The following is a 26,261-nucleotide window of genomic DNA, read 5'->3' as shown; positions in this document are numbered from 1 at the left end:
GCACCGCAGGCAACCGCCACGTCCTTGCGCCCCAACGGCCATGGACCTTCGACCCTGCCGGACCAGGACATCGCGAACGACGCTCTGGTGCATGACATACGACATCACGCTCACCGAACTCTCCCCCACGACGGCATGTCACCTCAGGGTGCGCACGTCCGCTCACGGCATCGCCGCGTCGGTCGGCGGCGGGCTGCAGAACCTCTACGAGTTCGCGGCCGCGGCGAACGTGGCGCCCTCCGGTCCGCCGCAGCTCGCGTATCCGGGACCGGTCACCGACGGCGACTTCGAGCTCGACCTGTACCTGCCGATCCCCGGCGAGGTCCCGGGCCAGGACCCCGTCGACGTCGTCGACCTGCCGGGAGGACCGGCCGCGCGCACGTTGCACCGGGGTGCCTACGACAAGATTCCCGCCGCGTACGAAGCGGTTTTCACGTGGGTCCACGAACACGGCCACACCCCGTCCGGCCCGCCGAGGGAGCTGTACCTCAACGGGCCGGACGAGGAGAAGAGCTCCGACGACTACGTCACCGAGGTCGTCGTGCCGCTGCTGCGGCGCTGAGCACCGGCAACGGCCACCGCGAGCAGCACCACGCCCAGCAGGAACATCAGGCCCCCGCCGATCATCAGGCCGATGGACACCGGACGCAGCGCCGGAACCTCGGCCTGAGCGGCGAGGCCGGCGTCGACCACTCGCGAGCGGTCGGTGTTGAGCACCACCGCGGTCCAGCTGCCCTGCTCCGCGCGCCAGCTCACCTGACCGGTGCCCGACGCCGCCCAGAAGGTCTGCGCGGCGGGATCCGCCGGCACGCCACCGTCGCGGTGCCAGTACGTCACCCGGTCACCGGCCATGCTCACCTCGTCGTGCTCCACACCGGACAGATAGCGCCTCACGTCATCCGTCCGGCCGATGCCGATGAACACGCCGTTGTCGGCCTTCAGCCGCACCTCACCGAGCCAGTTGTCCGCCAGCACCCAGTCCGCGTCCGTCCAGCGCAGCTCCAGCGTACCGAACTCGATCGCGTACCCGTTGCTGTGGAACGACTCCGACCTCGTGCTCAGCAGTCCGGACGAGTCGCGCTGCGTCTGGTCCGCCCACAGACCGAACCCGCCCGTTCCGCCGACGGCACCACCGGTGATCAGCAGCAGCGCCCCGATCACCACGGCGGTCACGCGACCGGCCGACCAGCCCTGTGCGGGCGGTGCCGGCGGTGTCGGTGACTGCTCGATCGTCGTCGTTCCCGCCTCGTCACCACCGGAGTCGAAGCGGAACGGCGGGTAGGAGTCGGTCATCAGGCCCGCGTAGGCCGCCACGCGCAACGCCCAGCGGTCCATGCCCAGCACGAAGTCGAACAGCCCCTGGGGGTAGCGGCCGGTGAAGAGCAGCGCGACGCCCGCGAACGACGACCACCGGGCCGCCGGGTACGGCGGTGCCGCGCACCACGACGACCGGGCTCTGGGCGTGTGCCGCCAGTGCCACGGCCGTGGAGCCGATGAACAGGCCGGTCACGGTGCCGAGACCCCGTGAGCCGACCACCACCTGCCGGGCCGTTTTCGACAGCTCGATCAGCAACGCGCCCGCGCCGCAGCAGAAGACCTCGGTCGTCACCTCGACTTCGGGAGCCGCCGCTCGTGCCGCCGCCCTGGCCTCCTCCAGCCACGCACGGCCCTGTTCCTCCATCGCGTGGCGGATGTCGCTGCCGACGAGCACGACCTCGGGATAGCCGCGGGTCGGCAGCATGAAGGCGTGCACGAGCAACAACGGCACCTGAAGCCGGGCGCACTCCTGCGCGGCCCAGCCGGCCGCGGCCAGCGCCGAGTCCGAGCCGTCGACACCGCACACGATCGGGGCGGATGGGGCTTTCATCGTTGTCCTCCAGTCAGAAGGCGGGCGTGGATCACACGCTACGAATCGGAAAGCCGTGTGCACGCTGCCGTTGGTCCCGCACCGGTCGGGCCCTTGGCACCGGCCATCGGGCTCACCACACCGACGCCCGCCGATCCCGGTCAGGTCGGGACCTTCGACGGTGGGACCACGCGGTGACCGCACGGACAGTTGGGAGACGGAGAGTTCGACTGCGACACGAAGAGGTGAAGGACATGGCCGAGGTGCCCGAGGCGCTGGGGCTGGCGCCAGAACAGGTCCACCAGGTGCTCGAGGCCGCTTCGCTCGCGCCGTCCGTGCACAACGCCCAGCCCTGGCGGTTCCGCGTGCTGCCCGACCGGATCGAACTGCACCCCGACCCGTGCCACCGGCTTCCCGCGACCGATCCCGACAACCGCGAGCTGCGGTTGTCCTGCGGTGCGGCGCTGTTCAACCTGCGGCTGGCGCTGCAGGGCCTGGGCGTGCGGCCGCTCGTGTCGATGACGCCCGGCCACGACGCGCCCGGTGCGCTGGCGATCGTGCGGCGTGGAGGCACGATGCCGCTCGACGACGAGCACCGCGCGCTGCTCAAGGCGATTCCCCGCCGCCGCACGAACCGCAGGCCGTTCCACGAAGCGCCCGTCGACCCCCGCCAGCGTCACGCGCTGGTGCGAGCGGCCGAGCTGGAGCGCTCGTGGCTGCACCTCGTCTCGAGCCGTGAGGAACGTGCCCTGCTCAAGAAGTTCGTCCAGCGGGCGCACGAGATCCAGCTTCGCGACGACGCCGTGCAGGCCGAGCTCGCGGCGTTCACGGGGCACCGCCCTGGAGCGAGCGACGGCATCCCACCGGCTTCGGCGGGAGTCCGCCCGGAGCTGCAGGACGAGTGGGTCTTCCGCAACTTCCAGGGACCCGAACGGAGGCCCGGCAAGGACTACGAGTCCGACCCGCTGATCGTCGTCCTCTGCTCCTTCTACGACGGTCCGCTCGGCGAACTGCAGGCGGGACAAGCAATGCAGCGCGTTCTGCTCGCCGCCACCGTGCACGGGTTGTCCGCGTCGTTCCTGTCCCAGCCGGTCGAGGTGCGCAGCGTCCGCGAGCAGCTGCGGCGCTCGCTCGGCGGCATCCTCGTGCCGCAGACCGTGCTGCGACTGGGATTCAGCACACCGGTTCCGGCGACGCCGCGTCGTCCCGTCTCCCAGCTGCTGCTGGAACCGAACGGCTGCAGGTCATGACCGCTACGACGGAACGCCTGACCATCGGATGGCGCGGATTCCGCGCGGGGCCGTGGTGCAATGAGGTCGACGTGCGTGGCTTCATCCAGGCCAACTACACGCCGTACGAAGGCGACGCGGAGTTCCTGTCCGGACCGACGCCGCGCACGACCGCGTTGTGGCACCGGTTGACGGAGATGTTCGTCGACGAACGCGCACGTGGGATCTACGACGTCGACGCGAGCACACCGTCCTCGATCACCGCGCACCGTCCGGGCTACGTCGATCGCGACGCTGAACTGATCGTCGGCTTGCAGACCGACGCACCGCTCAAGCGCGCCATCATGCCCACGGGCGGCCTGAGAATGGTCGAAACCAGCCTGAAGACCTACGGCTACCAACTCGACCCGCGGGTCGAGGAGATCTTCACCAAGTACCGCAAGACGCACAACGACGGTGTGTTTGACGCCTACACGGCGGAGATCCTGCGAGCGCGCAAGGCCGGCATCATCACCGGTCTCCCGGATGCCTACGGGCGAGGCCGGATCATCGGCGACTACCGGCGCGTCGCTCTCTACGGCGTCGACCGTCTCATCACGGCGAAACGGGCCGAACGCGCGGCCCTGGACGGGTTGATGTCCACAGAGGACGTCATCAGGGACAGGGAGGAACTGGCCGAACAGATCCGTGCACTCGGCGAGCTCCGCAGCATGGCCGCGTCCTACGGGTACGACATCTCCGGTCCGGCGACCAACGGCCGGGAAGCGGTGCAGTGGCTTTACTTCGCCTATCTGGCGGCGGTGAAGGAGCAGAACGGCGCGGCGATGTCGCTGGGCCGCACGTCCACGTTCCTCGACATCTTCCTGCAGCGCGACATCGACGAAGGTGTGCTGACCGAGCGCGAGGCTCAGGAGCTCGTCGACGACCTGGTCATCAAGCTGCGGATCGTGCGGTTCCTGCGCACGCCGGAGTACGACCAGCTGTTCTCCGGCGACCCGACCTGGGTCACCGAGTCCATCGGCGGCATGGGCGACGACGGCCGCCCACTGGTCACGCGGACCAGCTTCCGGTTCCTCCAGACCCTCTACAACCTCGGCCCGGCACCCGAACCGAACCTGACGGTGCTGTGGTCGCCACGCCTGCCGGTGGGCTTCAAGCGGTTCTGCGCCGAGGTCTCCGTCGACACGAGCTCCATCCAGTACGAGAACGACGACCTCATCCGGCCGCGGTTCAGCGACGACACCGCGATCGCGTGCTGCGTGTCGGCGATGAAGGTCGGCGAGCAGATGCAGCTGTTCGGTGCGCGCGTCAACCTCGCCAAGGCGTTGCTGTACGCGATCAACGGTGGCCGCGACGAGATGACCGGTGTCCAGGTGGCACCGGCGTTCCCGCCGATCACCTCCGAGCACCTGGACCACGACGAGGTGCGGGCGGCGTTCGACCGGATGATCGACTGGCTCGCCAAGACCTACGTCGAGGCTTTGAACATCATCCACTACATGCACGACAAGTACGCCTACGAACGCATCGAGATGGCGCTGCACGACCACCCGGTCCAGCGACTGCTCGGCTGCGGCATCGCGGGGTTGTCGGTCGTGGCGGACAGCCTGTCGGCGATCAGGTACGCCAGGGTGCGCGTGATCCGTGACGGTACCGGCCTCGCGACCGACTACGTGGTCGAGGGCGACTTCCCGAAGTACGGCAACAACGACGATCGCGCGGACGCGATCGCCGTCGAGCTGGTCGAGGACTTCATGCGCAAGGTGCGGCAGTACCCCGCGCACCGCGGCGCCGTGCACTCGCAGTCGGTGCTCACCATCACGTCGAACGTGGTCTACGGCAAGCACACCGGCAACACCCCGGACGGCCGCCGCGTTGGCGAGCCGTTCGCACCGGGTGCCAACCCGATGAACGGCCGCGACCGGCGCGGACTCGTCTCGGCGGCGCTGTCGGTGGCGAAACTGCCGTACGACCAGGCCCAGGACGGCATCTCGCTCACCGCGAGCATCACGCCCGTCGGTCTGGGGAGAACCGAGGACGAGCAGGTGACCAACCTGGTCGGCCTGCTCGACGCCTACACCGACGCCGGCGGGTTCCACCTCAACGCCAACGTGCTCAACCGAGAGACCCTGCTCGACGCCATGGCACATCCGGAGAACCACCCGCAACTGACCATCCGGGTCTCCGGTTACGCCGTGAACTTCATCCGGCTCACGCCCGAGCAGCAACGCGACGTCATCAACCGCACCTTCCACGAGTCGCTGTGACCACCACCGGATCAGTCCACTCGTGGGACGTCTCCACCGCGGTCGACGGACCGGGCACCCGCTTCGTGCTGTTCCTCAGCGGGTGCCCGCTGCGCTGCCTCTACTGCGCGAACCCGGACACCTGGCACCTGCGCGACGGCCACCGCATGACCGTGGACGAGGTCATGGCCGAAATCGCGAAGTACCGGCGGTTCATCGAGATCGCTGGTGGCGGGCTGACGCTCACCGGCGGAGAACCGTTGCTGCAGCCCGCTTTCACCGCCGCCGTGTTCCAGCGCGCCAAACAGCTCGGCCTGCACACTGCGCTCGACACGTCCGGTTTTCTCGGAGCGCGGGCATCCGACGAGCTTCTGGCCGACACCGACCTGGTGCTGCTGGACATCAAGTCCTGGGACCCGGCCACCTACCGGCACGTCACTCGCGGCGAGGTCGCGCCCACACTGCAGTTCGCGCGTCGGCTGTCGGCGCTGCGCAAGCCGATGTGGATCAGGTTCGTGCTCGTGCCCGGACTCACCGACGACTGGGACAACGTCGCGGGCATCGCGTCGTTCGTCAGCACACTGGACTCCGTCGAACGCGTGGAGGTGTTGCCCTTCCACAAGCTCGGTGCGTCCAAGTACGCCGCGCTCGGCATTCCGTTCACGCTCGCCGACGTCCCCACGCCCGACGCCGAGCTGGTGCGGCGGGTGCGCGACCAGTTCGCCGGCTGTGGCGTCCCCGTGCACTGATCAGGCGAGCGAGAGCTGGGCGCGGTGGAAGTCGAAGTGCCGCACCGGGAAGCGGTACAGGTCCGCCACGGTCATGAACTCGCGGAAACACGGGTCCCAACGGGTCGGGTAGGGCATGCCCTTCGCCAGGCTGAGGTCGTTCTCGCGATCGAGGCGGCGGTGCAACGACGCGATCGTGCGGTCGCACAACGCGAGCATCGCGCCGCGGGGCATGACGCTCCCGCCGAGCCAGGAGCCGGCGAAGTTGACGGCGTCGAAGGGTTTCGTGCCGGCGTTGAGCAACCGGGCTCAGGCACGGCCCACCCCGTCGGGCGCGCGACGATCCGCGCCAGCCCCACCAGCGCGCGCATGATCAGGAAGCCGAGCAGCATGTGGAACAACAGCTGCCGGTTGGTCCACCGCGTGCCGTTCGACCGGCGGCGCAGTTCGTCGCCAGACGTCTCGCTGAGCAGCGCGCGGAACGTCGTCCGCACACGCTCGAAGTCCTCGTGAACCGCCTACCTTTCCACGGCTCCAGTGTGCGCCTCGCGCGCCGAAACCGCCTACGCGCTGATCGTCGTGCCGGCCTCACCCAGTAGCAGCGCCTCCGCGTCGGTCAGCGCACCGATCGCCGCCGTGGACCCGGTCGCCAGCACGAACCGGCGGCAAGCCTCGATCTTCGGCCCCATCGACCCGGCGGGGAACGTCAGGTGCTCGAGTTCCGCCACGTCGAGGTGACGCAGTGGTTCGGCGTCCGGCAGGCCGAAGTCGGTCATCACGGCGGACACGTCGGTCAGCAGGAGCAGGCGGTCGGCTTTCAGAGCGATCGCGAGCTCGGCCGAGGTGAGGTCCTTGTCCACGACGGCCTCCACGCCGCGCAACTGCCCGTCGTCGACGACGGGCGCGCCTCCGCCGCCCGCGCAGACCACGACCGTTCCGCCGCTCGCCAGTTGCTCGATGGACTCCTGTTCGATCAGCCGCAGCGGCTCCGGTGACGGGACGACGCGGCGCCAGTTCGGTCCGTCCGCCGCCATGGTCCAGCCGTTCTGCCCGGCGAGCCGGTCGGCCTGGTCGCGGTCGTAGATCGGGCCGATGAACTTGGTGGGCGCGGCGAACGCCGGATCCGCGGCGTCCACGACGGTCTGGGTGACGACCGCGAGCACCGGTTTGCGGACCCCGGCGTTGCGCAGCGACTGGGCCAGCCAGTAGCCGATCATCCCCTGCGTCTCGGCTCCGAGGGTGTCCAGCGGGTACGGGCGCGTGAGGGACGGATCGGCCTCGCTTTCCAGCGCGAGCAAGCCGATCTGGGGGCCGTTGCCGTGGCACACCACGAGTTCGTGTTCGGCGGCCAGCGGCGCGAGTGCTCGCGCCGCTGCCTCGACGTGGTGGAGCTGAACGGAGGCGTCCGCGCGTTCGCCGCGCATCAGCAGGGCGTTGCCACCGAGGGCCACGACGATCCGCATCACGATGCCAATCCGGCGACGATGACCGCCTTGATGGTGTGCAGGCGGTTCTCGGCCTGGTCGAAGACGACCGATGAGGACGACGAGAACACCTCGTCGGTCACCTCCGCGCCTTCCAGGCCGTACTGGTCGTAGACGCGACGGCCGACTGTCGTGGTGCGGTCGTGGATGGACGGCAGGCAGTGCAGGAACTTCGTACCGGGCTTGCCGGTGGCCTTCATCAGCTCGCCGGTGACGCGGTAGGGCGTCAGCAGCGGCACGCGGGTGTCCCAGGCTTCCGGCGAGTCGCCCATGCTCACCCACACGTCGGTGTAGATGAAGTCGGCACCGGAGACGGCCTGCTCCGGGTCGTCGGTGACGAGCACACGGGCACCGCTCACCGCGGCCAGCTCCTGCGCTTGAGCGATCACGTCGGCGGGTGGCTGCAACTCGGTGGGTGCGCCGATGCGGACGTCCATGCCGAGCAGGGCGCCGGTGATGAGCAACGACCGGGCGACGTTGTTGTGGCCGTCGCCCACGAACGCGAAGCTGATGTCCTCGACCTGCCCGTCGAAGTGCTCGGTCATGGTGAGGACGTCGGCGAGCATCTGGGTCGGATGCCAGGAGTCGGTCAGGCCGTTCCACACCGGCACACCGGCGTGCTCGGCGAGTTCCTCCACGGTGTCCTGGGCGAAGCCGCGGAACTCGATGGCGTCGAACATCCGGCCGAGCACCTTGGCGGTGTCCGGAACGGACTCCTCGCGTCCCATGTGGGAACCGGTCGGGTCGAGGTAGGTGACGTGGGCGCCCTGGTCGTGGGCCGCGACCTCGAACGCGCAGCGGGTGCGGGTCGAGCTCTTCTCGAAGACCAGGGCGATGTTCTTGCCCTGCAACAGGGGGTGCTCGGTGTGGGACGCCTTGGCGCGCTTCAGTCCGCGTGCCTGGGAGACGAGGTCGAGGAACTTCTCCTTGGTGAGGTCCAGTTCCTTGAGCAACGAGCCTGGGTGTCGCATCGAAGAAGTCCTTTCAGATGCCGTCGCGCTGGATCGGGCAGGTCATGCAGCGGGCGCCGCCCCGGCCGCGGCCGAGTTCGTTGCCCGGGATGGAGATGACCTCGATGCCGTGGTCGGTGAGCATGGTGTTGGTGACGGTGTTGCGCTCGTAGCCGACGACGACGCCGGGCGCGAGTGCGAGGAAGTTGTTGGCGTCGTCCCACTGTTCGCGTTCGGCGGCGCGAGCGTCCTCGTCCGCGCACAGCACCCGGAGGCGGTCGGCGCCCAGCCGATCGGCGATGGTGGCGAACACCGAGGCCCGCTCCTGCACCCGCAGGCCGGCGGAGCTGCGTTCGACCACCTCCTCCGCGTCGGCGGGGGTGATCACCCACGTCCGCAGGGCGTCCGGGTCGAGGCCCGGATAGCGGATGAACGTCTCCAGATCGAGCATCGTCATGACGGTGTCGAGGTGCATGAGGGCGTGTGAGCGGGGCAGCTGCACGGCGATCACCGAAGTCGCCTGGCCGGTGCGGAACAGTTCGCGCGCCAGCATCTCCACGCCCATCGGGGTGGTCCGCTCCCCCATGCCGACCAGCACGACGCCGCGCCCCAGGACGAGGATGTCCCCGCCTTCCAGCGTGGCCGGCTGGTGGTTGGCGTCGTCGGCGCCGTAGTAGGTCGGGAACATCGCGTCGGCGAACAGCGGGTGGAACCGGTAGATCGCCTGGCAGTGCAGGGATTCCCGGCGCCGGGCGGCCTTGGCCATCGGGTTGATCGTCACGCCGCCGTAGATCCACGCCGAGCTGTCGCGCGGGAACAGGGTGTTGGGCAGGGGCGGCAGCACGAAGTCGTCCAGTCCCAGGGTGTTCCAGCGCAGGCTGGGCACGCCGAGCGGGGACAGGTCGGCGCGGGTCACGCCGCCGACGAGGAGCTCGGCGAGGGTCGGGGCGTCGACCTTCTCCGCGAACTCGCGCACCGGGCCGGCCAGCGTCGGTCCGAGCAGTTCCGGTGTGCACACGCGGTCCAGCACGAACGCCCGCGCCTCCGGCAGCGCCAAGGTCTCCGCGAGCAGGGTGCCGGTGTGGTGCACGGTGATCCCGCGATCGCGCAGCACACCGGCGAACACGTCGTGCTCCTCCTGAGCCTTCGCGGCCCACAGCACGTCGTCGAACAGCAGCTCGTCGCAGTTGCGCGGGGTGAGCCTGCTGAGCTCCAGGCCCGGCCGGTGCACGATCACCTGGCGAAGTGCACCGACCTCCGAGCCGACGCCCAGGCTCATGACGTGACCTCGCCGTACTCGCGACGGCCGACCTTCAGCCAGACGTAGAGCGGCACACCCAGCAGCAGGCACACGACGCCGTAGTAGACGGCCTGGTAACCACTTCCGGCCAACGCCCAGAACGCGAAGACGAGCGCGAGCACCGACACCACGCCGTCACGCACGAGGTGCGGCCATTCGGCCTTGCGGCCGCGGACCAGCAGCCAGAACAGCTGTGCGGCGGCGCTGAACAGGTAGGGCACGACGGCGGTGAACACCGACAGCAGCACGAGCGTGGTGAAGACCTGCTCGAAGTTGGTGTAGCTCACGACCACCAGCGCCGAGGCGAGCACGGTCGAGCTGATGATGCCGAAGCTGGGGATGTCGCGGCGCGTGCGCAGGAACGCCTTCGGGAACAGCTTGTCCTTCGCCGCCGCCATCGGCATCTCACCGACGATCAGCGTCCAGCCGACGAGGCAGCCGAGGCCGGAGACGACCGCGGCGACCGCGATGGCCTGCCCTGCCCACTGGCCGCCGAACATGGCGTTGGCGGCGTCGGTGAACGGCGCCTTGCTCTCCTGCAACGCCCCGTTCGGCACGGTGCCGAAAACGGTGAACGTGCCGAGGATGTACACGACGGCACAACCGATGGTGCCGAACACGGTGGCGCGGCCGACGTTGCGCTCGGGGTCGCGGACGCGGCCGGCGGCCACCGATGCGGTCTCGATGCCGATGTAGCTGAACAACGCGATCGCGGCTGCGGCCGAGATGGCACCGCCGATCGAGGTGCCGCTCGCGTTGAACGGGCCGAAGTTCGCCGACTTGATGAAGAACAGGCCGACGGACGCCATGAACAGCAGCGGCACGATCTTCAGCACGGTGAAGACGATCTGCGTGACGGCCATGCTCCGCAACCCGGACAGGTTCACGAGCGCGGGAATCCACAGGCCTGCCAACGCGATGACGATCGACCAGCCGACCTGGTGCTCGGTGTTGACGAACACCTCGACGTAGCCGACCAATGCCACGACGATCGCCGCGTTGCCCGCCCACGCCGTGATCCAGTAACACCACGCGTTGAGGAACCCGGCGAACTCGCCGAACGCGTCCCGCGCGTACAGATACGGACCGCCCGAACCGCCGATGCGCTTCGCCAGCGCGCCGAAGGTGAGGGCGAGGGCCAGCGCACCGACCGTCACGAGGACGAACGCCAGAAGGCTGACCGGACCGAACACCGCCAACGCGGACGGCAGGCCGAAGACCCCGGTGCCGATCACTGATCCGACCACCAGCGCGGTCGCGGTGGGCAGGCCGAACCTGGACGGTCGCGGACGGTCACTTCCCGGGTCCGGCCGCGTGGCGGCCTCCGGTCCGGCGGTGTCTGTGCTCACGGCGAACTCCTCACTCCGATGTGGACTGTGTCGCTCTGAGCAGCCTGCGCCGCCGGCACGCGATTCCCCACCACCTCAGGTCTTCTGGGTGGCGGGCCCTAGGTCCCAGGCCACGCGGGCCCCCCGTCTCTGCGCGGCACACACCAGCGCGAGCAGCCTGAGGTGGAAACCTGACGGAGGAGGAATCCTGATGAAGGCGCTGGTCTACCACGGGCCTGGCCGCCGAGCGTGGGAAGAGGTTCCCAAGCCGGCGATCAAGGCCCCGACGGACGCGGTCGTGCGCGTCACGGCGGTGACGATCTGCGGTACCGACCTGCACATCCTCAAGGGTGACGTGCCCGAGGTCGAGCCGGGGCGCATCCTCGGCCACGAGGCCGTCGGCGTGGTCGAGGAGGTGGGCACGTCCGTCACCGGCCTCAAGCCCGGCGACCGCGTGCTGATCTCCTGCATCACCACGTGCGGACGCTGCCAGTACTGCCGCACCGGCAGCTACGGGCAGTGCCTCGGCGGTGGCGGCTGGATCCTCGGCCACCTGGTCGACGGGGTGCAGGCCGAGTACGTCCGCGTGCCGTTCGCCGACACCTCGACCCACCTGCTGCCGGACGACGTCAGCGACGTCGCCGCGGTCGTGCTCGCCGACATCCTGCCCACCGCCTACGAGGTCGGTGTGCTCAACGGAACGGTGAAGCCCGCGGACACCGTCGTGATCGTCGGCGCCGGCCCGATCGGGCTCGCGGCGATCCAGACCGCACAGCTCTACAGCCCCAGCCACATCATCGCCGTGGACCTCGCGGCGTCGCGGCTCGACGCGGCCAAGCAGTTCGGCGCGGACATCACCGCGTCGAGCGCCGAGGAGGCCGAACGGATCGTCAAGGAGCTCACCGGCGGTCTGGGTGCCGACGTCGCGATCGAGGCGGTCGGGGTTCCGGACACGTTCGAACTGTGCGCGAAGCTCGTGCGGCCCGGCGGGCACGTCGCGAACGTCGGTGTGCACGGCAAGCCCGCGACGTTGCACTTGGAGAGCCTCTGGATCCGCAACGTCACCATCACCACCGGGCTCGTCGACACCGTCTCCACACCCACGCTGCTGCGCATGGTCGAGGCCGGCCGGATCGACGGAGAGCGGTTCATCACGCACCGGTTCACACTGAACGAGATGGAGCAGGCGTACGAGGTGTTCGAGAACGCCGGTGACACCGGAGCGCTCAAGGTCGTCCTGCAAGCCTGACACCGCAACGACAAAGGCGCCGGGAGAACCCCGGCGCCTTTCGCTTGCTCCCAGTTCAGCTTCCCGCGTACTCCACGAACCGCACGTCGGTCACGCCCGCGACGGCCCGTGCCAGCACGTCTGCCACGTGCCGGTCGGTCGGGTCGTTCATCTTGTCCACAATGGACACCTTGCCGCAGTGCACCTCGACCGACCACCGGCGCGCGGAGCCGATCATGTCCAGGCGGTGCCGGATCTCGGCCTCGATGATCCAGTCGTCCCTGCTGATGGAGCGCAGCAGGTCCCGGCGCGTCACGATGCCCGCGAGGTGGCCCTCGTGGACCACCGGCACGCTTCGCACATCGTGCTCCAGCATCAGGTCCGCGACCTCGGCCAGGTCGGTGTTCGGAGTGACCGTCACCGGCGTCGTCATCACCTGCCCCACCAGGTCGGCGGGGGCGGTCCTGGCCTTCGGCGGCTCGCCGTGCACCAGCTTTCTCGGGTCCTGGGGCAGCCTGTGCCGCAGCAACTCGGTCTCGCTCACGAGGCCGACCAGCACGCCGAGCTCGTCCACGACCGGCAACGCGGTGAAGCCGCGCTCGGCGAGCAGGTGGGCCGCGTCGCGGGCGAGGGTGTCCGGCCTGACCACGATCACGTCGGCCGTCATCACGTCTCGAGTCCTCACAGCGCTCTCCTTCACCCGAAGATCTCGGTCTGGCGGGGGTGCTTGGTGTCGTTCCACCCGGCGTCCAGCCGGTTGTGCACGTCCACGACGCCAGGCAGGGACCGCACGAGGTGTTCGGCGATCTCGACCTCGCTCTGGCGCTCCAACGGCCCCTCCATCGTCACCACGCCGTCCGAAACCTCGACGTCGATGGTGTCCGGGTCCACCCACAGCATCCGGCCGAGGATCTCCTCGCGGATCTGCGTGCGCAGCTCGTCGTCCTCCCGCAGGAAGAGCTTGAGCAGGTCGCGCCGGGAGAGCACGCCGACGAGCGCACCGTCGGAGTCCATGACGAAGAGCCGGCGCAGTCCCTCGGCGGCGAGCTCCCGCGCCGCTGCGCTCGCGGTGGTGTCCGGCGACACGGTCTTCACCGGTGACGTCATCACGTCCCGGGCGGTCAGCCCGCTCGCCTGCTCCCACCGGTGCTTCACCGCACGGCCCGCGAACACACCGGGTGCGTCCCCGGTGCCACCGCGGAACTCCTCCTTCGGCAACAGGTCGGCCTCCGACACGACACCGACCGGGTAGCCGCCGTCGAGCACGGGAACAGCGCTGATCGCGTTGTCCTCCAGCAGTTTCACGACGTCCCTGAACGAGCTCCCGACGTCGGCGGTGATCACCTCACGAGTCATCAGCGAGGCGACTGTCGGTTCACGCATGACACCCTCCGGTGATCCTTGGTCCACGTGCCTCCAGCCTTCAACCAGGACCGCGAACAGGACACCTGCCAAAGGTGTCGGCAGGTCAGGACACGGGTCCCGGCAAGGCGGGGACCTACGCCCCTCACCGTCGGCCGTCGTCACTGCGAGTTTCAGAGGTGCGACTTCGACCTGGAGGTGAACCGGATGAACCGCGGTCAGCCGGACGAGAAGACACTGCGAGCGGCGGTGGCGCTCGCCTGCCGCGCACCGTCGGTGCACAACTCCCAGCCCTGGCGCTGGGAAATCGGTGCGCACAGCCTGCACCTGTACGCCGATCGCACGCGCAACCTGCCCGCGATCGACCCGACGGGCGCCGACCTCGTGATCAGCTGCGGGGCCGCGTTGCACCACGTGCGCGTCGGCCTGGCCGCGCTCGGCTGGCGGGCGGTCGTGCACCGGCTGCCCAACCCGAGCCGGCCCGACCACCTCGCCGCGATCGAGTTCGAGACGCAGGAGCCCACCGAGGCGCTCGTGGCGCTCGCGACCGCGATTCCCCGCAGGCGTACCGATCGCCGTGCCTTCTCCTCCTGGCCGCCGCCCGACGCGGTCCTCGACCAGCTCGTGATGCGCGCCCGCAGAGAGGGCGTCGAGGCCCAGGTGGTGACCGGCCGGGCACGGGACGAACTGCTGATCGCGATCGACAGGGCGGCCGCCACCCAGGAGGCGGATCCCGCCTACCGCACCGAGATCCGCGAGTGGAGCGGTGTCTACCCCGGTGCGTCCGCGGGTGTGCCCGCCGCGAACATCCCCTCCGGCTCGCACCAGTACGGCAACCTCCGGATGCGCGAGTTCGCCCCCGGCGAGCTGCTGCAGTCCGACCGCCGCCTGCTCGGTGAGGACGCGGGAGCGTTGCTCGTGCTCAGCACGTCGTCCGACGACGACCTGTCCCGGCTGCGTGCCGGTGAGGCGACGAGCGCGGTGCTGCTGGAAGCCACGTCGGCAGGACTCGCGACGTGCCCGCTGAGCCAGCCGCTCGAGGTCGTCGAGACCAAGGAACTGGTGCGCGACCGCGTGCTCGGCGGCTCGACCTGCCCGCAGCTCGTCATCCGGGTCGGCTGGGCCGGGTTCAACGCCGACCCGCTGCCCGCCACGCCCCGCCGTCCCGTCGTCGACGTCCTCAGCCGCCAGGGGCAGCGATAAGCACCTGCATCGGCGGTGTCGCCACGCTCGGCGGCACCGCCGATGTGCCCGGCCACCAAGAGCAGCAGCGACCACGACACCAACGTCCTCAGCCGCCAGGAGCGGCGGTTCGACCTGCCCGCAGCTCGTCATCCGGCTCGGCTGCGCCGGGTTCAACGCCGACCCGCTGCCCGCCGTCCCGTCATCGACGTCTCAGCCACCAGGAGCAGCAGTGAGCACGTACATCCGCGACTTCACCACGCTCGGCAAGAACGACACCGACATCGCCGGCGGGAAGGGCGCCAACCTCGGCGAGCTGACCCGCGCGGGACTGCCGGTGCCACCCGGTTTCGTCGTGACCGCCGATGCGTTCCTGACCTCGATGAGCCAGGTCCGCGACGACCTCGCCGCCGAACTCGCCGTCGCCCTCGACCGGGCCACCACACCGGACCGGCTCGCTGAGTCCGCCGAACGCATGCGCGACCTGGTGCGCAAAGCAGGCGTCTCCGACGACGTGCGGCACGCCGTGCTGCAGGCCTACCGCGAGCTCGGCCAGGACGAGTCCGTGGCCGTGCGGTCCTCGGCCACCTCCGAGGACACCGCCGGCGCCTCGTTCGCCGGGATGAACAGCACGTTCACCAACACCCGTGGCGCACACGCCCTTCTGGACCGGCTGCTGGACTGCTGGGTGTCGTTGTTCGGCACCCGGTCGGTCGCCTACCGGGCGGAGCAGGGCATCTCCGACGAGCCGGCCATCGCGGTGGTCGTGCAGCGCATGGTCGACTCGGAACGATCGGGCGTCATGTTCACCGCCGACCCGTCGACCGGCGAGCGCGACCGCCTGCTCGTCGAGGCGTCGTTCGGACTCGGCGAGGTGGTCGTCAGCGGCTCTGTGGAGCCCGACACCTACATCCTGCGCCGTGACGGCGACGCGGTGTCTCTTGTGGACACTCGCGTCGGCCGCAAGACGCACAAGATCGTGCGGGGCGCCAACGGGAACGACGAACGGATCGAGCTCACGGCCGAGGAGTCGCACGCACAGGTGCTCACCGAGGCGGAAGCCGTCGCGATCGGACAGCTCGGTGTGCGCGTGCAGCGGCACTACGGCGAGCCGCAGGACACCGAGTGGGCGATCGCCGACGGCAAGACGTGGCTCGTCCAGTCCCGTCCCATCACGACACTGCCCGCCGCCGGCGTGACTCCGGACGGGCCACTGGTCGCCGGGCTCGGCGCCTCACCGGGCATCGCGTCCGGCCGGGTGCGCGTGCTGACCTCCCCCGACGAGGGCTCGCGCCTGCGGGACGGCGAGGTGCTGGTCGCCGAGATGACCAACCCCGACTGGGTGCCGACGATGCGCCGCGCGTCCGCGGTCGTCACCGACGGCGGCGGCATCACCTGCCACGCCGCCATCGTGGCTCGCGAACTGCGCGTGCCGTGCGTGGTCGGCACCGGCTCGGCGACCACGGTGCTGAAGGAGGGCCAGCAGGTCACCGTCGACGGCAGTGCGGGCGAGGTGCGCGCCGGCGCCGCCGCGATCACGACGGCGCCGCGCATCGTGCCGCCTGCCGTGCTCGCCACCGAGGCGCTGGGCACGCGGGTGTACGTGAACCTCGCGTTGCCAGAGCACGCCGCGGAGGTGGCCGCGATGCCGGTGGACGGTGTCGGGTTGCTGCGCGCGGAGTTCATGCTGACCGAGGCGCTCGGCGCCGAACACCCGCGCCGGTTCCTGGCGCAGCACGGCACCGAGGACTTCCTCAATGCCATGACGTCGTCGCTGCTGCAGATCACGCACGCGTTCGCGCCGCGGCCGGTCGTCTACCGCACGATGGACTTCCGCACCAACGAGTTCCGCGAGCTCAAGGGCGGCGACGAGTTCGAGAAGCACGAGCACAACCCGATGATCGGCTACCGCGGCTGCTACCGGTACGTCGACGACCCGATGCTGTTCGCGCTGGAGCTCGAAGCCCTCGCACGCGTGCGAGAACAGACGCCGAACCTGCACCTGATGATCCCGTTCGTCCGCACCAAGTGGGAGCTCGAAGCCTGCCTGGAGCACATCGACCGCAGCCCGCTCGGCCACCACCGCGGCCTGCACCGCTGGGTCATGGCCGAGGTTCCCTCGGTGGCGTACTGGATTCCCGAGTACGCGCGGTCCGGCATCGACGGGGTTTCCATCGGCAGCAACGACCTCACGCAGCTGATGCTCGGCGTCGACCGCGACTCCGAGCTGTGCGCGGACCTGTTCGACGAGTCCGACCCCGCCGTGCTCGACATGATCGGCCGGATCGTCGGCGCCGCACGGGACGCGGGCATCACCTCGTCGTTGTGCGGGCAGGCCCCGTCCAACAAACCGGAGTTCGCCGAGAAGCTCGTGGAGTTCGGCATCACGTCCATCTCGGTCAACCCGGACGCCGTGCCGGCGGCCAGGGCGGCGATCGGTTCCGCCGAACGCCGGCTGCTGCTGCGGCACGCCCACTGACACCTCACTCACCAGGGAGTTCCACCATGGCTGTACGGGTCGGCATCAACGGGTTCGGGCGCATCGGCCGTGACGTGCTGCGCGCCGCCTTCGACCGCCACGACACGGCGATCGAGATCGTCGCCGTGAACGACATCACCGACGCGGAGACCTTGGCACACCTGCTCGCCTACGACTCGACGTACGGCCCGTGGAGCCGCCACGTCACCGTCGAGCGCAACACCATCACCGTGGACGGCCACAGCATCCTCGTGATCTCGCAGGCAGATCCGAAGGACCTCAACTGGGGTCTGCTCGGCGTCGAGGTCGTCATCGAGGCCTCGGGCCGGTTCCGCACCCGTGACACGGCGGGCGTTCACCTCGAACGCGGTGCGCGCAAGGTGATCATCACCGCTCCCGGCAAGGACGTCGACGCGACGATCGTGATGGGCGTCAACGACGACGTCTACGACGCGGGCAAGCATCACATCATCTCGAACGCCTCGTGCACCACCAACTGCGCGGCGCCGATGGCCGCCGTGCTGGACGAGACGTTCGGCATCGTCGAGGGCGTGATGACCACGATCCACAGCTACACCGGCGACCAGGCGCTGCTCGACCGCCCGCACAAGGACCTGCGGCGGGCGCGCTCGGCCGCGGTGAACATCATCCCGACGTCGACCGGTGCCGCCCGCGCCATCGGTCAGGTCATCCCGTCGCTGGACGGCAAGCTCGACGGCCTGGCGGTGCGCGTGCCGGTCGAGGACGGATCGCTCACCGACCTGACGGTCCGCCTCGCCGAGCCGGCGACGGTGGGACAGGTCAACCGCGCGTTCGCGGAGGCGGCCGCCCGGCACCTCAAGGGAATCCTGCGCTACACCACGGATCCCGTCGTGTCGCGAGACATCATCGGTGACCCGGCGTCGTGCGTGTTCGACGCCTCGCTGACCAAGGTGCAGGGCCACGTCGTCAAGGTGATGGGCTGGTACGACAACGAGTGGGGCTACGCCTGCCGCACGATCGACCTCACCGACAGGGTCGCCCGGACGCTGCCGTGAAGCTGCGGACCGATCGTTGACCAGTGCCGGGCACCGCTGGTGCCCGGCACTGGTCAGCATCGCGCAGCCTCGATGCCGGCGAGCACGTCCGAGATGGAGGCACTCCACCGCTCGATCTCCGCCCAGTCGCGGAAGTCTCCGAACCGGCCGCCCAGCAGACGGAAGACCAACGCACCGAACCGGCCCAACGCCTCCGCGGTGACGGCTCCCGTGAACAGGCGGTGTTCCACCGGGTCGACGTCGTCCAGCAGGGCTGCCAGCACGTCGGCCTCACCCCAGGCCGCCCACCTGCTCAGCGGATCGCGCAGCGCGCCGGGCAACCCGACGCTGAACAACCAGACCGGCTTGCCGCGCAGAGCCCGCCGCTGCCTGGTCAGGAACTCCCGGCCGACGGGCAGCCAGGCCTGGTCGTGCACGGCGCTCCCGATGACGAACGCGTCATAGGCGCTCGCATCGTGCACCTCGTCAACGGAACGCACCACGACGTCGTGCCCGCGCGCCAGCAACGCTCCCGCGATCCAGTCCGCGATTCCCGCCGTCGATCCCTCGGCGGTCGCATACACCACGAGAACCTTCATGGCCTTCTCCTCCAACGACCATCGTCACGCGCGAAGACCGTTGGCGGCAGTACCCGGCGTCCTGTCGTAGCGGAGCACAAGTGCTCTGTCGACACGCACCGCGCAGTCGCATTGTGTTGGTATGGCTGAGATTCTCGTCGCGTACGCGACCAAGTCCGGTTCCACCAGGGAGATCGCCGAGGTGATCGCGGAGCAGATCCGCCACGCCGCGCACGAGGTCACCGTGCTCGACGCCGCGGACGTGCGGTCCGTCGAGCCGTACAAGGCGGTCGTGCTGGGCAGTGCCCTCTACGCGGGCCGCTGGCGGCGCGAGGCCGTCAAGCTGTTGATGCGCAACGAGAAACTGCTCGCCCGCCGGCCGGTGTGGCTCTTCCACAGCGGACCCATCGGCCCGCAGCAGGTGCCCCAGCGCGCGCCGCGCAAGGTCCGCGAGATCGCGGCGCGCATCGGTGCGGACGAGCCCGCCACGTTCGGTGGCAGGCTCACGAGCGAAGCCGCGGTCGGCTTCATCGCCAGGAAGATGGCGGGCAGCAGCCTGGCCGGCGACTTCCGGAACTGGGACGACATCCGCCTCTGGGCGCACCTGATCTCCGAGAGACTGGTCGCCGCGCGCTGACCCCCGCGCTCACGCCACGTCCCGGCGCCTCAGCGCGGTCAGCCCCGCCGCCGTCAGTGCCACGGCCACGACCACCAGCCACACCAGCGGTGCCGCCGTGACGGTCCCTCCCGGCATGCGCGGCACGTGGGCGAACGGCGAGAAGTCCATCAGCCACTGGTCGAGCTCCAGCAGCGGTCCGAGCTCGCCGAGCAACAGGAACGCCACCAGCACCGCCCAGCCCGCCGCGGCAAGCCTCGGCGAGACACCGAACAACGTGACCACAACACCGGTCAGCACCCACGCTGCGGGCACCTGCACCAGCGCGCCGACGAGAACGCGACCCACCTGGCCCCCATCACCGGTCTGCACCGCGTGCACGACACCGGCCGCGAGTCCGGCGCTCACGAGCAGAAGCGCTGTGCCCGCGAGAGCGACCCAGACGTGACTCATCGCCCAGCGCGCACGGGTCACCGCCGCGGCGAGCACGGGATTCGCTCGCCCCGCCGTCTCCTCGGTGTGCAGACGCATCGAGGTCAGCACCCCGTACGCCGACGCGATGACGGCCAGCAGTCCGAACATGGCGGCGAACACCGCGTCCGTCAGCACGTCCCGGCCACCGAGCTTGAGGAGCATCTCCTGGGACTCGGCGCTGCCCATCATGGAGCCGATGCTGTCCGCGACGCTGCCCACCATCAGGCCGTACGTCACGAACCCGATGGTCCAGCCCAGCAACACGCCCCGGTGCAGCCGCCAGGCCAGCGAGAGCGGTCCTCGCAGCGACGGTGCCGCGGTGGCGGGCCCGAGCCGTTCGGGGAACACCCCCGCGCCGTGGTCGCGGCGCGAGACGAGCAGATAGGCCACCGCGGCAACGACGACCGCGAACGCCAGGGTGATCGCGAGGACCCACCACCGGTCGCCGGCGTACGGGCGGAACTGCTGTCCCCACCCGAGCGGCGACAGCCAGGACAGCCACCTCGGTCCTGCGACGTCCGCGGTGTCCCCCGCCGCGCGCAGCAGGAACACCACACCCAGCAGGGCCATCGACAGCCCGATCGCGGCACGCGCGGTCCGCACGACCTGCACCGCCACGGCCGCGATGCAGGCGAACGCGACACCGACGCTCATCCAGGCCAGGCCGAAGGCCACCGATCCGGCGACGGGCAGCCCCGCCGCCGCCACCGCGACCGCCGTCAGCACCCCCAGCACGACGTCAGCACCCACCACGACCGCCAGCGCGGCGGTCAGGGGCGCCCAGCGGCCGACCACACCGGATCCGACGAGCTCGAGCCGTCCGGCGTCCTCCTCGGCACGGGTGTGCCGTACCACCAGCACGATCGACAGGATTCCGACGATCACCGCGCCGGTGCCCAGCGCCTTGAGCATCGCCAGCGCGCCGAGAGACGTGGGGTCGTAAATCCTGCCGTACACGGCGACCAGTGCGGGCGTGCCGTTCATGACAGACGCCGCCTGCACCACCGATTCCGCTGTGGGGAACAGGCCCTTCGTCGCCGAGGCGGACGTGACGGCCATGAGGACGAACACCGCGATCCAGACCGGCAGCAGCACCCGGTCACGTCGCAGCGCGAGCCGGACGAGCGTGCCGGTGCCCGTCAGTGCGTTCACCGGTTCACCTCGTAGTGGCGCAGGAACAGCTCCTCCAGCGTCGGCGGGCGGCACATCAGGCCGCGCACGCCGAGCCCGGTCAACGCCCGCAGCACGGGATCGAGCTGGTCGGTGTCGACCTGGCAACGCAGGTGCGTTCCGGAGACGTGCGCCTCGTGCACACCGGGCAGCGTGACGACGCCGTCCGGCGGGCTGACCAGATCGGCCTCGACCGAGGTCCGGGTGAGGTGCCGCAGTTCCGTGAGCGAGCCGGTTTCGACGAGCTTGCCGTGGCGGATGATGCTCACCCGGTCGCAGACCTTCTCGACCTCGGCGAGGACGTGGCTGCTGAGCAGCACCGTGCGGCCCTCCGCACGGATCTCCGCCACGCAGTCCTCGAAAACGGCCTGCATCAGCGGATCCAGCCCGGCGGTGGGCTCGTCCAGCAGCAACAGCTCGACGTCACTGGCCAGCGCGGAGATCAGCGCGACCTTCTGCCGGTTGCCCGACGAGTACGCGCGGCCCTTCTTCGTCGGGTCGAACTCGAAGCGTTCGATCAGCTTCGCCTTGCGGGTGGTGTTGATGCCGCCGCGCAGCCTGCCGAGCAGGTCGATGACCTCACCGCCGGTGAGGTTCGGCCACAACGTCACGTCGCCCGGCACGTAGGCCAGCCGCCGGTGCAATGTCGCGATGTCACGCCACGGATCGCCACCGAGCACGGTGGCGGTGCCGCTGTCGGCGCGCAGCAGTCCGAGCAGGATGCGCAACGTGGTCGTCTTGCCCGCGCCGTTGGGCCCGAGCAGACCGTGCACCTCTCCCGCGCGGACGGTCAGGTCCAGTCCGTCGAGTGCGGAGGTCCGGCCGAACGACTTCCGCAGGCCGGACAAGGCGATTGCCGCTGTCATGGTTCGAAGCTAGGGATCCGGCAGGTGGCGGCGGAGGGGCTTGGGACACCACCGCACGGAACCCAAGGACCCTGTCAGCGCTGGTCCTGACGGCAGACGCTGGGGCACAACCCGACACGAACCAGGAGACGTGATGAAGATCGACGAACTGATCGCGAACGTCAAGGACTCGGTGGACGCCAAGAAGGTCTACGCCGAGCCGTACGAGAAGAACGGGGTCACGATCATCCCTGCCGCGACCGTGGCCGGTGGCACCGGTGGCGGCACCGGTCGCGATGAGAAGGGGCAGGAGGGTGAGGGCGGCGGCTTCGGGATCAGTGCGAAACCGACTGGCGCCTACGTCATCAGCGACGGCCACGTGACGTGGCAGCCCGCGATCGACGTCAACCGCCTGATCGCCACCCTGGGCGCGGTCGCCGTCGCGGCGCTCTTCGTCGCCGCTCGGATCGTCAAGCTGCGCAGCCGGGAGCGGTGAGGTCGGTCTGGTGATCAGGCAGCGACCAGCGTTCCGAGAACCTGCCTGCCGATCGACGTCAGGATCGCCGGAACCAGCGTCCCCGCCTGGGATCGCGACGCCGCCGCGACCAGCCCCGCGGAGTACAGGTCGTTGGTGGCGGTGAAGTCGCACCACAGTCCGTCCACGGACAGGCTGGGAGCGCGGCCGCCGAGCAGCTCGGCGCGGCCTTCCGCGACCGCCTGCAACATGGCCCGGTGCCGGGCGGTGTATCCGTGGATGCTCATCTGACTTCCCCTTCCCGCACACGCATTTCGTGGTGAGGTAAGGCTGCTCTTCTGGCCGGGGTGTGACGCAGATCCCAACGTGGTGACCCTGCCGGGACCATCGCCGCACTCGGGTGAGACCTGAGGCTCTGACTGGTGAGGACGCGGGCCGGAACGCTGGAGCGCATGAACACACTCCTGCGTTCCGTTCCGCTCGGCCGCTACGGGGGCGTCGTGGTGGGCGCGCACTGGTCGACCCTGGTCGCGGTGCTCCTCATCGCACAGGTCGTGGCCGTGTCGTTCCTGCCAGCCACCGCACCGGGGTACTCGCCGGTGAGCTATTGGCTGGTCGGGGTGCTCGCCGCGATGACGTTCATGTTGTCGTTGCTGGGCCACGAGCTGACGCACGCGCTCGTCGCGAAACGGTTCGGTGTCGGGGTGCGTCGCATCGACCTGTGGCTGCTCGGCGGGGCCACGGAGCTCACCGAACCTCCGCCGACGCCGCGGGCGGACCTCCTGGTCGCCCTGGCGGGACCGGGTGCCAGTGCGGTCACCGCCGTGGTCGCCGGCGTCGCCGCGACGGCTCTGAACGTGGCCGGTGGACCGGCGCTGGTGGTGTCGCCGCTGATCTGGCTCGCCGCCGCCAACGTGCTGCTGGCCGCGTTCAACCTGGTGCCCGCCGCGCCGCTCGACGGCGGGCGGGTGCTGCGGGCGATCGTCTGGTGGCGCACGGGTGACCAGGCACGCGGCGAGCGGGTGGCCGCCGTCGCCGGTCGCGCGTTCGGCCTCGTCCTGGCCGCGGTCGGTGCGGGAGAGGTGCTGCTCGGGCAGATCTCCGGGCTGTGGCTCGTGCTCATGGGCGCGTTTCTCGTCGTCTCCGCCTCCGCCGAGCAGTCGTACAACCAGGTGCGGCACCAGCTGGAGGGTGTGCTGGTGCGCGAGGTGATGACGCCGGATCCGCCGGTGGCGCCGGGGTGGTGGACCGCGGACGCCTTCCTGCGCGCCAGCACCGTGGATCGGCATCAGCAGGTCTTCCCCGTGATCTCCTTCGACGGCACGCCGGCCGGTGTGGTGAGCATCGCCGATCTCGTGCGGGTACCGGACCGGGTGAACACGAGGGTGTCCGACGTCGCCAGGGAGGTGCCGATCGCGCGGTCCGACGAGCCGGTGCTGGACGTGATCGGCAGGGTGTCGCTGACCACCGGCAGGAACGTCGTGCCGGTGCTGGACGGCGGCAGGCTCGTCGGCGTGCTCGGCGCCGAGGAGGTCGTCTGGGCGACCGAGATCAGCCGGGTGGTCCGGCTCGGTGACCGGGAGGGGTCGTCATGAGCGGCAACCGGACCGACCTCTACGAGATCCGCATGGCGCTGAGCTATCTGCGCAGGGACATGTGCGCTCCGGCGACGTTCAGCATGTTCGTCCGCGCGCTGCCGCGGTCGCGCGGATTCCTCGTGGCCGCCGGGCTCGCCGACTGCCTGTCGTTCCTCGAGGACTTCGGCTTCACCGACGCCGAGCTGGCCGCCCTCGAGCGGATCACCGGCCTCGACGTCACACCGCTGGCCGGTCTGCGGTTCACCGGCGAAGTGCGTGCCGTCGAGGAGGGACGGGTGGTGTTCGCGGGCGAACCGCTGCTGGAGGTCACCGCTCCCCTCGCCGAGGCGCAACTGGTCGAAACGGCGTTGCTGAACCTCGTCACCTACCAGACGGCGATCGCGGCCAAGGCCGCCCGCTGCCGGATCGCCGCGGCCGGTCGTGACGTCGTCGACTTCGCCGCGCGCCGCACGCACGGCCCGGACGCCGCGATGGCGGCGGCCAGGGCTTCCAGGATCGCGGGTTTCGCGGGCACCAGCTACGTGGCGGCCGCGGACCGGTACGGCCTCGCGGCGAGCGGCACGATGGCCCACTCCTACGTGCAGGCGTTCCCGGACGAGCACGCGGCTTTCGAAGCGTTCGCCGCGGACTTCCCCGCCTCCGCCGTCTTCCTGGTCGACACCTACGACACGCTGACCGGGGTGGACCGGGCGATCGACGTGGCCAGGCGGATGCCGGCGAACCAGCCGGTCGGCGTGCGGCTCGACTCAGGTGACCTCCACACCCTGTCCTGGGTGACGCGCAAGCGACTCGACGACGCCGGCCTGACCGGCTCCCGGATCATCGCCAGCGGCGGACTGGACGAGCACTCCATCGCACGGCTCGTGGCGGCCGGCGCGCCGATCGACGTGTTCGGCGTCGGCACCCGCATGGGCGTCTCCTCCGACGCACCCGCGCTCGACAGCGTCTACAAGCTGGTCGACCTCGACGGCAGGCCGACGATGAAGCTCTCCGCCGGCAAGGTCGGCATCCCCGGACGCAAGCAGGTCTTCCGCGCTGCGGGCAGGCCGGCGGACGTTCTCGCCGCTCACGACGAGGAAGTCCCGCGCGATCACGAGCCGCTTTTGACCACGGTCGTGCGCGACGGCCGGCGGGTTGGTCCACTTCGGACAGAGACGGAACTGGTCCAGGACGCGCGGGACAGGTTCACCGCGGACCTCGCGTGGCTGCCGGCGCACGCGCGGGACCTCGTCGACCCGACACCGGTGCGGGTGCGCGTCAGCGACCGGCTGCACGCGCTCACCGAGCACGTGCGCCGGTCGCTCGCCTCTCAGCCGAGCTGACTCAACGGGTCGCGCGCGGCCGGAATCTCACGGTCCAGGAACGTGTTCACGGCGCGGACGCTGTCCATCAGCTGCGCCGGGAACAGGATCGTCGAGTTGCGCTCGATCGCGATCTCCCCGAGCACCTGCAGGTTCCGCAGCTGCAGCGCGATCGGGTGCCGGGCGATCACGTCGGCGGCCTCGGCGAGCTTGCCAGCCGACAACGCCTCGCCCTCCGCGGCGATGATCTTGCCGCGCTTCTCGCGCTCGGCCTCGGCCTCGCGCGCCATCGCGCGCTGCATCGACTGCGGCAGCTCGATGTCCTTGAGCTCCACCAGTTCGACCAGCACACCCCACCGCTCGGTGGTGGCGTCGAGGATCTCCTTGATCTTCTCGTTCAGCGTCTCGGTCTCGGCCAGCACGTGGTCGAGCGGCGTGCGCCCCACCACGTTGCGCACCGTCGTCTGGGCGATCTGGCTGATCGCCGCCTCGACGTTCTCGATCTCCACGATCGACTTCACCGGGTCCACCCTGCGGAAGTAGGCGACCGCGGCGACACCGATCGACACGTTGTCCTTGGTGATCACCTGCTGCGACTGGATCGGCATGGTCACCGTCCGCAGGGAGACCTTCCTCATCTTGTCCGCCAACGGGATCATGAACCGCCAGCCCGGCTCGCGCACGCCGTGGAGCTTGCCGAGCCGGAACACCACACCGCGTTCGTACTGCCGCACGATCGCCATACCCAGATTGCTCATGACTTCCCTCCCACGTCTGCGCGGTTCTCCGCCTCCACGGTGAAACCGGGGCCGCACCGGGAGCAGTG

Annotated in this window: 26 protein-coding genes; 12 read left to right on the top strand and 14 right to left on the bottom strand. The window is 69.9% G+C overall.

Going from position 1 to position 26,261, the window contains the following annotated elements; genetic code table 11:
- Positions 1 to 91: 91 nt before the first annotated feature.
- A complete protein-coding gene (locus DI276_RS40405; RefSeq protein ID WP_157985274.1) occupies positions 92 to 562 on the top strand; it encodes a GyrI-like domain-containing protein in 471 nt (156 codons plus the stop codon).
- Here the strand turns inward: DI276_RS40405 and DI276_RS40400 are convergent.
- Together DI276_RS40400 and DI276_RS40395 are read right to left on the bottom strand one after the other, a co-directional pair.
- Positions 523 to 1,335 (bottom strand): hypothetical protein, encoded by an 813-nt coding sequence (locus DI276_RS40400; protein ID WP_232837252.1) that lies wholly within the window; start codon positions 1,333 to 1,335, stop codon positions 523 to 525. The genes DI276_RS40405 and DI276_RS40400 overlap by 40 nt on opposite strands.
- Positions 1,250 to 1,867, bottom strand: coding sequence for a universal stress protein (locus DI276_RS40395; protein ID WP_232837251.1), 618 nt, complete (start codon positions 1,865 to 1,867; stop codon positions 1,250 to 1,252). Before DI276_RS40395 ends, DI276_RS40400 begins: the two co-directional genes overlap by 86 nt.
- Here DI276_RS40395 and DI276_RS40390 point away from each other — a divergent pair.
- The 3 genes from DI276_RS40390 to pflA are packed head-to-tail and all read left to right on the top strand — an operon-like array spanning position 1,855 to position 6,070.
- On the top strand, positions 1,855 to 3,096 hold the full coding sequence (locus tag DI276_RS40390) for an Acg family FMN-binding oxidoreductase (protein WP_112273817.1): 1,242 nt from the start codon (positions 1,855 to 1,857) through the stop codon (positions 3,094 to 3,096). The two genes, DI276_RS40395 and DI276_RS40390, sit on opposite strands and share 13 nt — an antisense overlap.
- A complete protein-coding gene (pflB, locus tag DI276_RS40385) occupies positions 3,093 to 5,342 on the top strand; it encodes a formate C-acetyltransferase (RefSeq protein WP_112273816.1) in 2,250 nt (749 codons plus the stop codon). The genes DI276_RS40390 and pflB overlap by 4 nt, the downstream gene beginning before the upstream one ends.
- On the top strand, positions 5,339 to 6,070 hold the full coding sequence (gene pflA, locus DI276_RS40380; protein WP_112273814.1) for a pyruvate formate-lyase-activating protein: 732 nt from the start codon (positions 5,339 to 5,341) through the stop codon (positions 6,068 to 6,070). The genes pflB and pflA overlap by 4 nt, the downstream gene beginning before the upstream one ends.
- A 71-nt stretch (positions 6,071 to 6,141) precedes the next feature.
- On the opposite strand, the gene DI276_RS53525 is transcribed toward pflA, so the two are convergent.
- From DI276_RS53525 to DI276_RS40355, 5 genes are all read right to left on the bottom strand, one after another.
- Positions 6,142 to 6,543: a hypothetical protein gene (locus DI276_RS53525; RefSeq protein ID WP_112273812.1), complete on the bottom strand. Its 402-nt coding sequence runs from the start codon at positions 6,541 to 6,543 to the stop codon at positions 6,142 to 6,144.
- A 69-nt stretch (positions 6,544 to 6,612) separates the two neighbouring features.
- On the bottom strand, positions 6,613 to 7,512 hold the full coding sequence (locus DI276_RS40370) for a carbamate kinase (RefSeq protein ID WP_112274075.1): 900 nt from the start codon (positions 7,510 to 7,512) through the stop codon (positions 6,613 to 6,615).
- The gene (gene argF, locus DI276_RS40365) at positions 7,512 to 8,504 is read right to left on the bottom strand and encodes an ornithine carbamoyltransferase (protein ID WP_112273810.1); all 993 of its coding nucleotides are present in this window, start codon (positions 8,502 to 8,504) and stop codon (positions 7,512 to 7,514) included. Before argF ends, DI276_RS40370 begins: the two co-directional genes overlap by 1 nt.
- Positions 8,505 to 8,517: 13 nt before the next feature.
- On the bottom strand, positions 8,518 to 9,762 hold the full coding sequence (locus tag DI276_RS40360; protein ID WP_112273807.1) for an arginine deiminase: 1,245 nt from the start codon (positions 9,760 to 9,762) through the stop codon (positions 8,518 to 8,520).
- Positions 9,759 to 11,132: an APC family permease gene (locus tag DI276_RS40355; protein WP_232837249.1), complete on the bottom strand. Its 1,374-nt coding sequence runs from the start codon at positions 11,130 to 11,132 to the stop codon at positions 9,759 to 9,761. Before DI276_RS40355 ends, DI276_RS40360 begins: the two co-directional genes overlap by 4 nt.
- Before the next feature lie 190 nt (positions 11,133 to 11,322).
- On the opposite strand from DI276_RS40355, the gene DI276_RS40350 reads away from it, so the two are divergent.
- Entirely contained in the window at positions 11,323 to 12,360 is a 1,038-nt protein-coding gene (locus DI276_RS40350) for a zinc-dependent alcohol dehydrogenase family protein (protein WP_112273805.1), read from the top strand.
- Positions 12,361 to 12,415: 55 nt separating this feature from the next.
- On the opposite strand, the gene DI276_RS40345 is transcribed toward DI276_RS40350, so the two are convergent.
- Both DI276_RS40345 and DI276_RS40340 read right to left on the bottom strand, forming a co-directional pair.
- Positions 12,416 to 13,024, bottom strand: a complete 609-nt coding sequence (locus DI276_RS40345; protein WP_157985273.1) for a CBS domain-containing protein — start codon at positions 13,022 to 13,024, stop codon at positions 12,416 to 12,418.
- A gap of 11 nt (positions 13,025 to 13,035) precedes the next feature.
- Entirely contained in the window at positions 13,036 to 13,722 is a 687-nt protein-coding gene (locus tag DI276_RS40340) for a CBS domain-containing protein (protein ID WP_112273801.1), read from the bottom strand.
- A 186-nt stretch (positions 13,723 to 13,908) separates the two neighbouring features.
- On the opposite strand from DI276_RS40340, the gene DI276_RS40335 reads away from it, so the two are divergent.
- The 3 genes from DI276_RS40335 to gap all read left to right on the top strand — a co-directional run bounded on the left by DI276_RS40335 (position 13,909) and on the right by gap (position 18,399).
- Entirely contained in the window at positions 13,909 to 14,904 is a 996-nt protein-coding gene (locus DI276_RS40335) for an Acg family FMN-binding oxidoreductase (protein ID WP_112274071.1), read from the top strand.
- Between the two features lie 211 nt (positions 14,905 to 15,115).
- Positions 15,116 to 17,362, top strand: a complete 2,247-nt coding sequence (gene ppsA / locus DI276_RS40330; protein WP_112273799.1) for a phosphoenolpyruvate synthase — start codon at positions 15,116 to 15,118, stop codon at positions 17,360 to 17,362.
- A gap of 26 nt (positions 17,363 to 17,388) precedes the next feature.
- The gene (gene gap, locus DI276_RS40325; protein ID WP_112273797.1) at positions 17,389 to 18,399 is read left to right on the top strand and encodes a type I glyceraldehyde-3-phosphate dehydrogenase; all 1,011 of its coding nucleotides are present in this window, start codon (positions 17,389 to 17,391) and stop codon (positions 18,397 to 18,399) included.
- A 53-nt stretch (positions 18,400 to 18,452) separates the two neighbouring features.
- On the opposite strand, the gene DI276_RS40320 is transcribed toward gap, so the two are convergent.
- Positions 18,453 to 18,977, bottom strand: a complete 525-nt coding sequence (locus DI276_RS40320) for a flavodoxin domain-containing protein (protein WP_112273795.1) — start codon at positions 18,975 to 18,977, stop codon at positions 18,453 to 18,455.
- A 121-nt stretch (positions 18,978 to 19,098) separates the two neighbouring features.
- Between DI276_RS40320 and DI276_RS40315 the strand changes: the two genes are divergently transcribed.
- Positions 19,099 to 19,593: a flavodoxin domain-containing protein gene (locus DI276_RS40315; RefSeq protein ID WP_112273793.1), complete on the top strand. Its 495-nt coding sequence runs from the start codon at positions 19,099 to 19,101 to the stop codon at positions 19,591 to 19,593.
- Positions 19,594 to 19,602: 9 nt separating this feature from the next.
- Here DI276_RS40315 and DI276_RS40310 read toward each other — a convergent pair whose 3' ends face one another.
- Positions 19,603 to 21,198, bottom strand: coding sequence for an ABC transporter permease (locus tag DI276_RS40310; RefSeq protein WP_112273790.1), 1,596 nt, complete (start codon positions 21,196 to 21,198; stop codon positions 19,603 to 19,605).
- Positions 21,195 to 22,082, bottom strand: a complete 888-nt coding sequence (locus tag DI276_RS40305; RefSeq protein WP_112273788.1) for an ABC transporter ATP-binding protein — start codon at positions 22,080 to 22,082, stop codon at positions 21,195 to 21,197. The genes DI276_RS40310 and DI276_RS40305 overlap by 4 nt, the downstream gene beginning before the upstream one ends.
- A 133-nt stretch (positions 22,083 to 22,215) precedes the next feature.
- Between DI276_RS40305 and DI276_RS40300 the strand changes: the two genes are divergently transcribed.
- On the top strand, positions 22,216 to 22,557 hold the full coding sequence (locus tag DI276_RS40300; RefSeq protein ID WP_112273786.1) for a spore germination protein GerW family protein: 342 nt from the start codon (positions 22,216 to 22,218) through the stop codon (positions 22,555 to 22,557).
- Between the two features lie 14 nt (positions 22,558 to 22,571).
- Here DI276_RS40300 and DI276_RS40295 read toward each other — a convergent pair whose 3' ends face one another.
- A complete protein-coding gene (locus DI276_RS40295) occupies positions 22,572 to 22,823 on the bottom strand; it encodes a hypothetical protein (RefSeq protein ID WP_112273784.1) in 252 nt (83 codons plus the stop codon).
- Between the two features lie 165 nt (positions 22,824 to 22,988).
- On the opposite strand from DI276_RS40295, the gene DI276_RS40290 reads away from it, so the two are divergent.
- Both DI276_RS40290 and DI276_RS40285 read left to right on the top strand, forming a co-directional pair.
- Positions 22,989 to 24,131 (top strand): site-2 protease family protein, encoded by a 1,143-nt coding sequence (locus DI276_RS40290; RefSeq protein WP_112273782.1) that lies wholly within the window; start codon positions 22,989 to 22,991, stop codon positions 24,129 to 24,131.
- On the top strand, positions 24,128 to 25,456 hold the full coding sequence (locus tag DI276_RS40285) for a nicotinate phosphoribosyltransferase (RefSeq protein ID WP_112273780.1): 1,329 nt from the start codon (positions 24,128 to 24,130) through the stop codon (positions 25,454 to 25,456). Before DI276_RS40290 ends, DI276_RS40285 begins: the two co-directional genes overlap by 4 nt.
- On the opposite strand, the gene DI276_RS40280 is transcribed toward DI276_RS40285, so the two are convergent.
- Positions 25,444 to 26,193 (bottom strand): slipin family protein, encoded by a 750-nt coding sequence (locus DI276_RS40280; RefSeq protein ID WP_112273778.1) that lies wholly within the window; start codon positions 26,191 to 26,193, stop codon positions 25,444 to 25,446. The two genes, DI276_RS40285 and DI276_RS40280, sit on opposite strands and share 13 nt — an antisense overlap.
- Positions 26,194 to 26,261: the final 68 nt, after the last annotated feature.

It is taken from the genome of Lentzea terrae (assembly GCF_003265345.1).
GTDB classification, from domain to species: domain Bacteria; phylum Actinomycetota; class Actinomycetes; order Mycobacteriales; family Pseudonocardiaceae; genus Lentzea; species Lentzea terrae.
The sequence above is the reverse complement of the archived record's forward strand: the minus strand, read 5'-3'. Positions and strand labels throughout refer to the sequence as shown.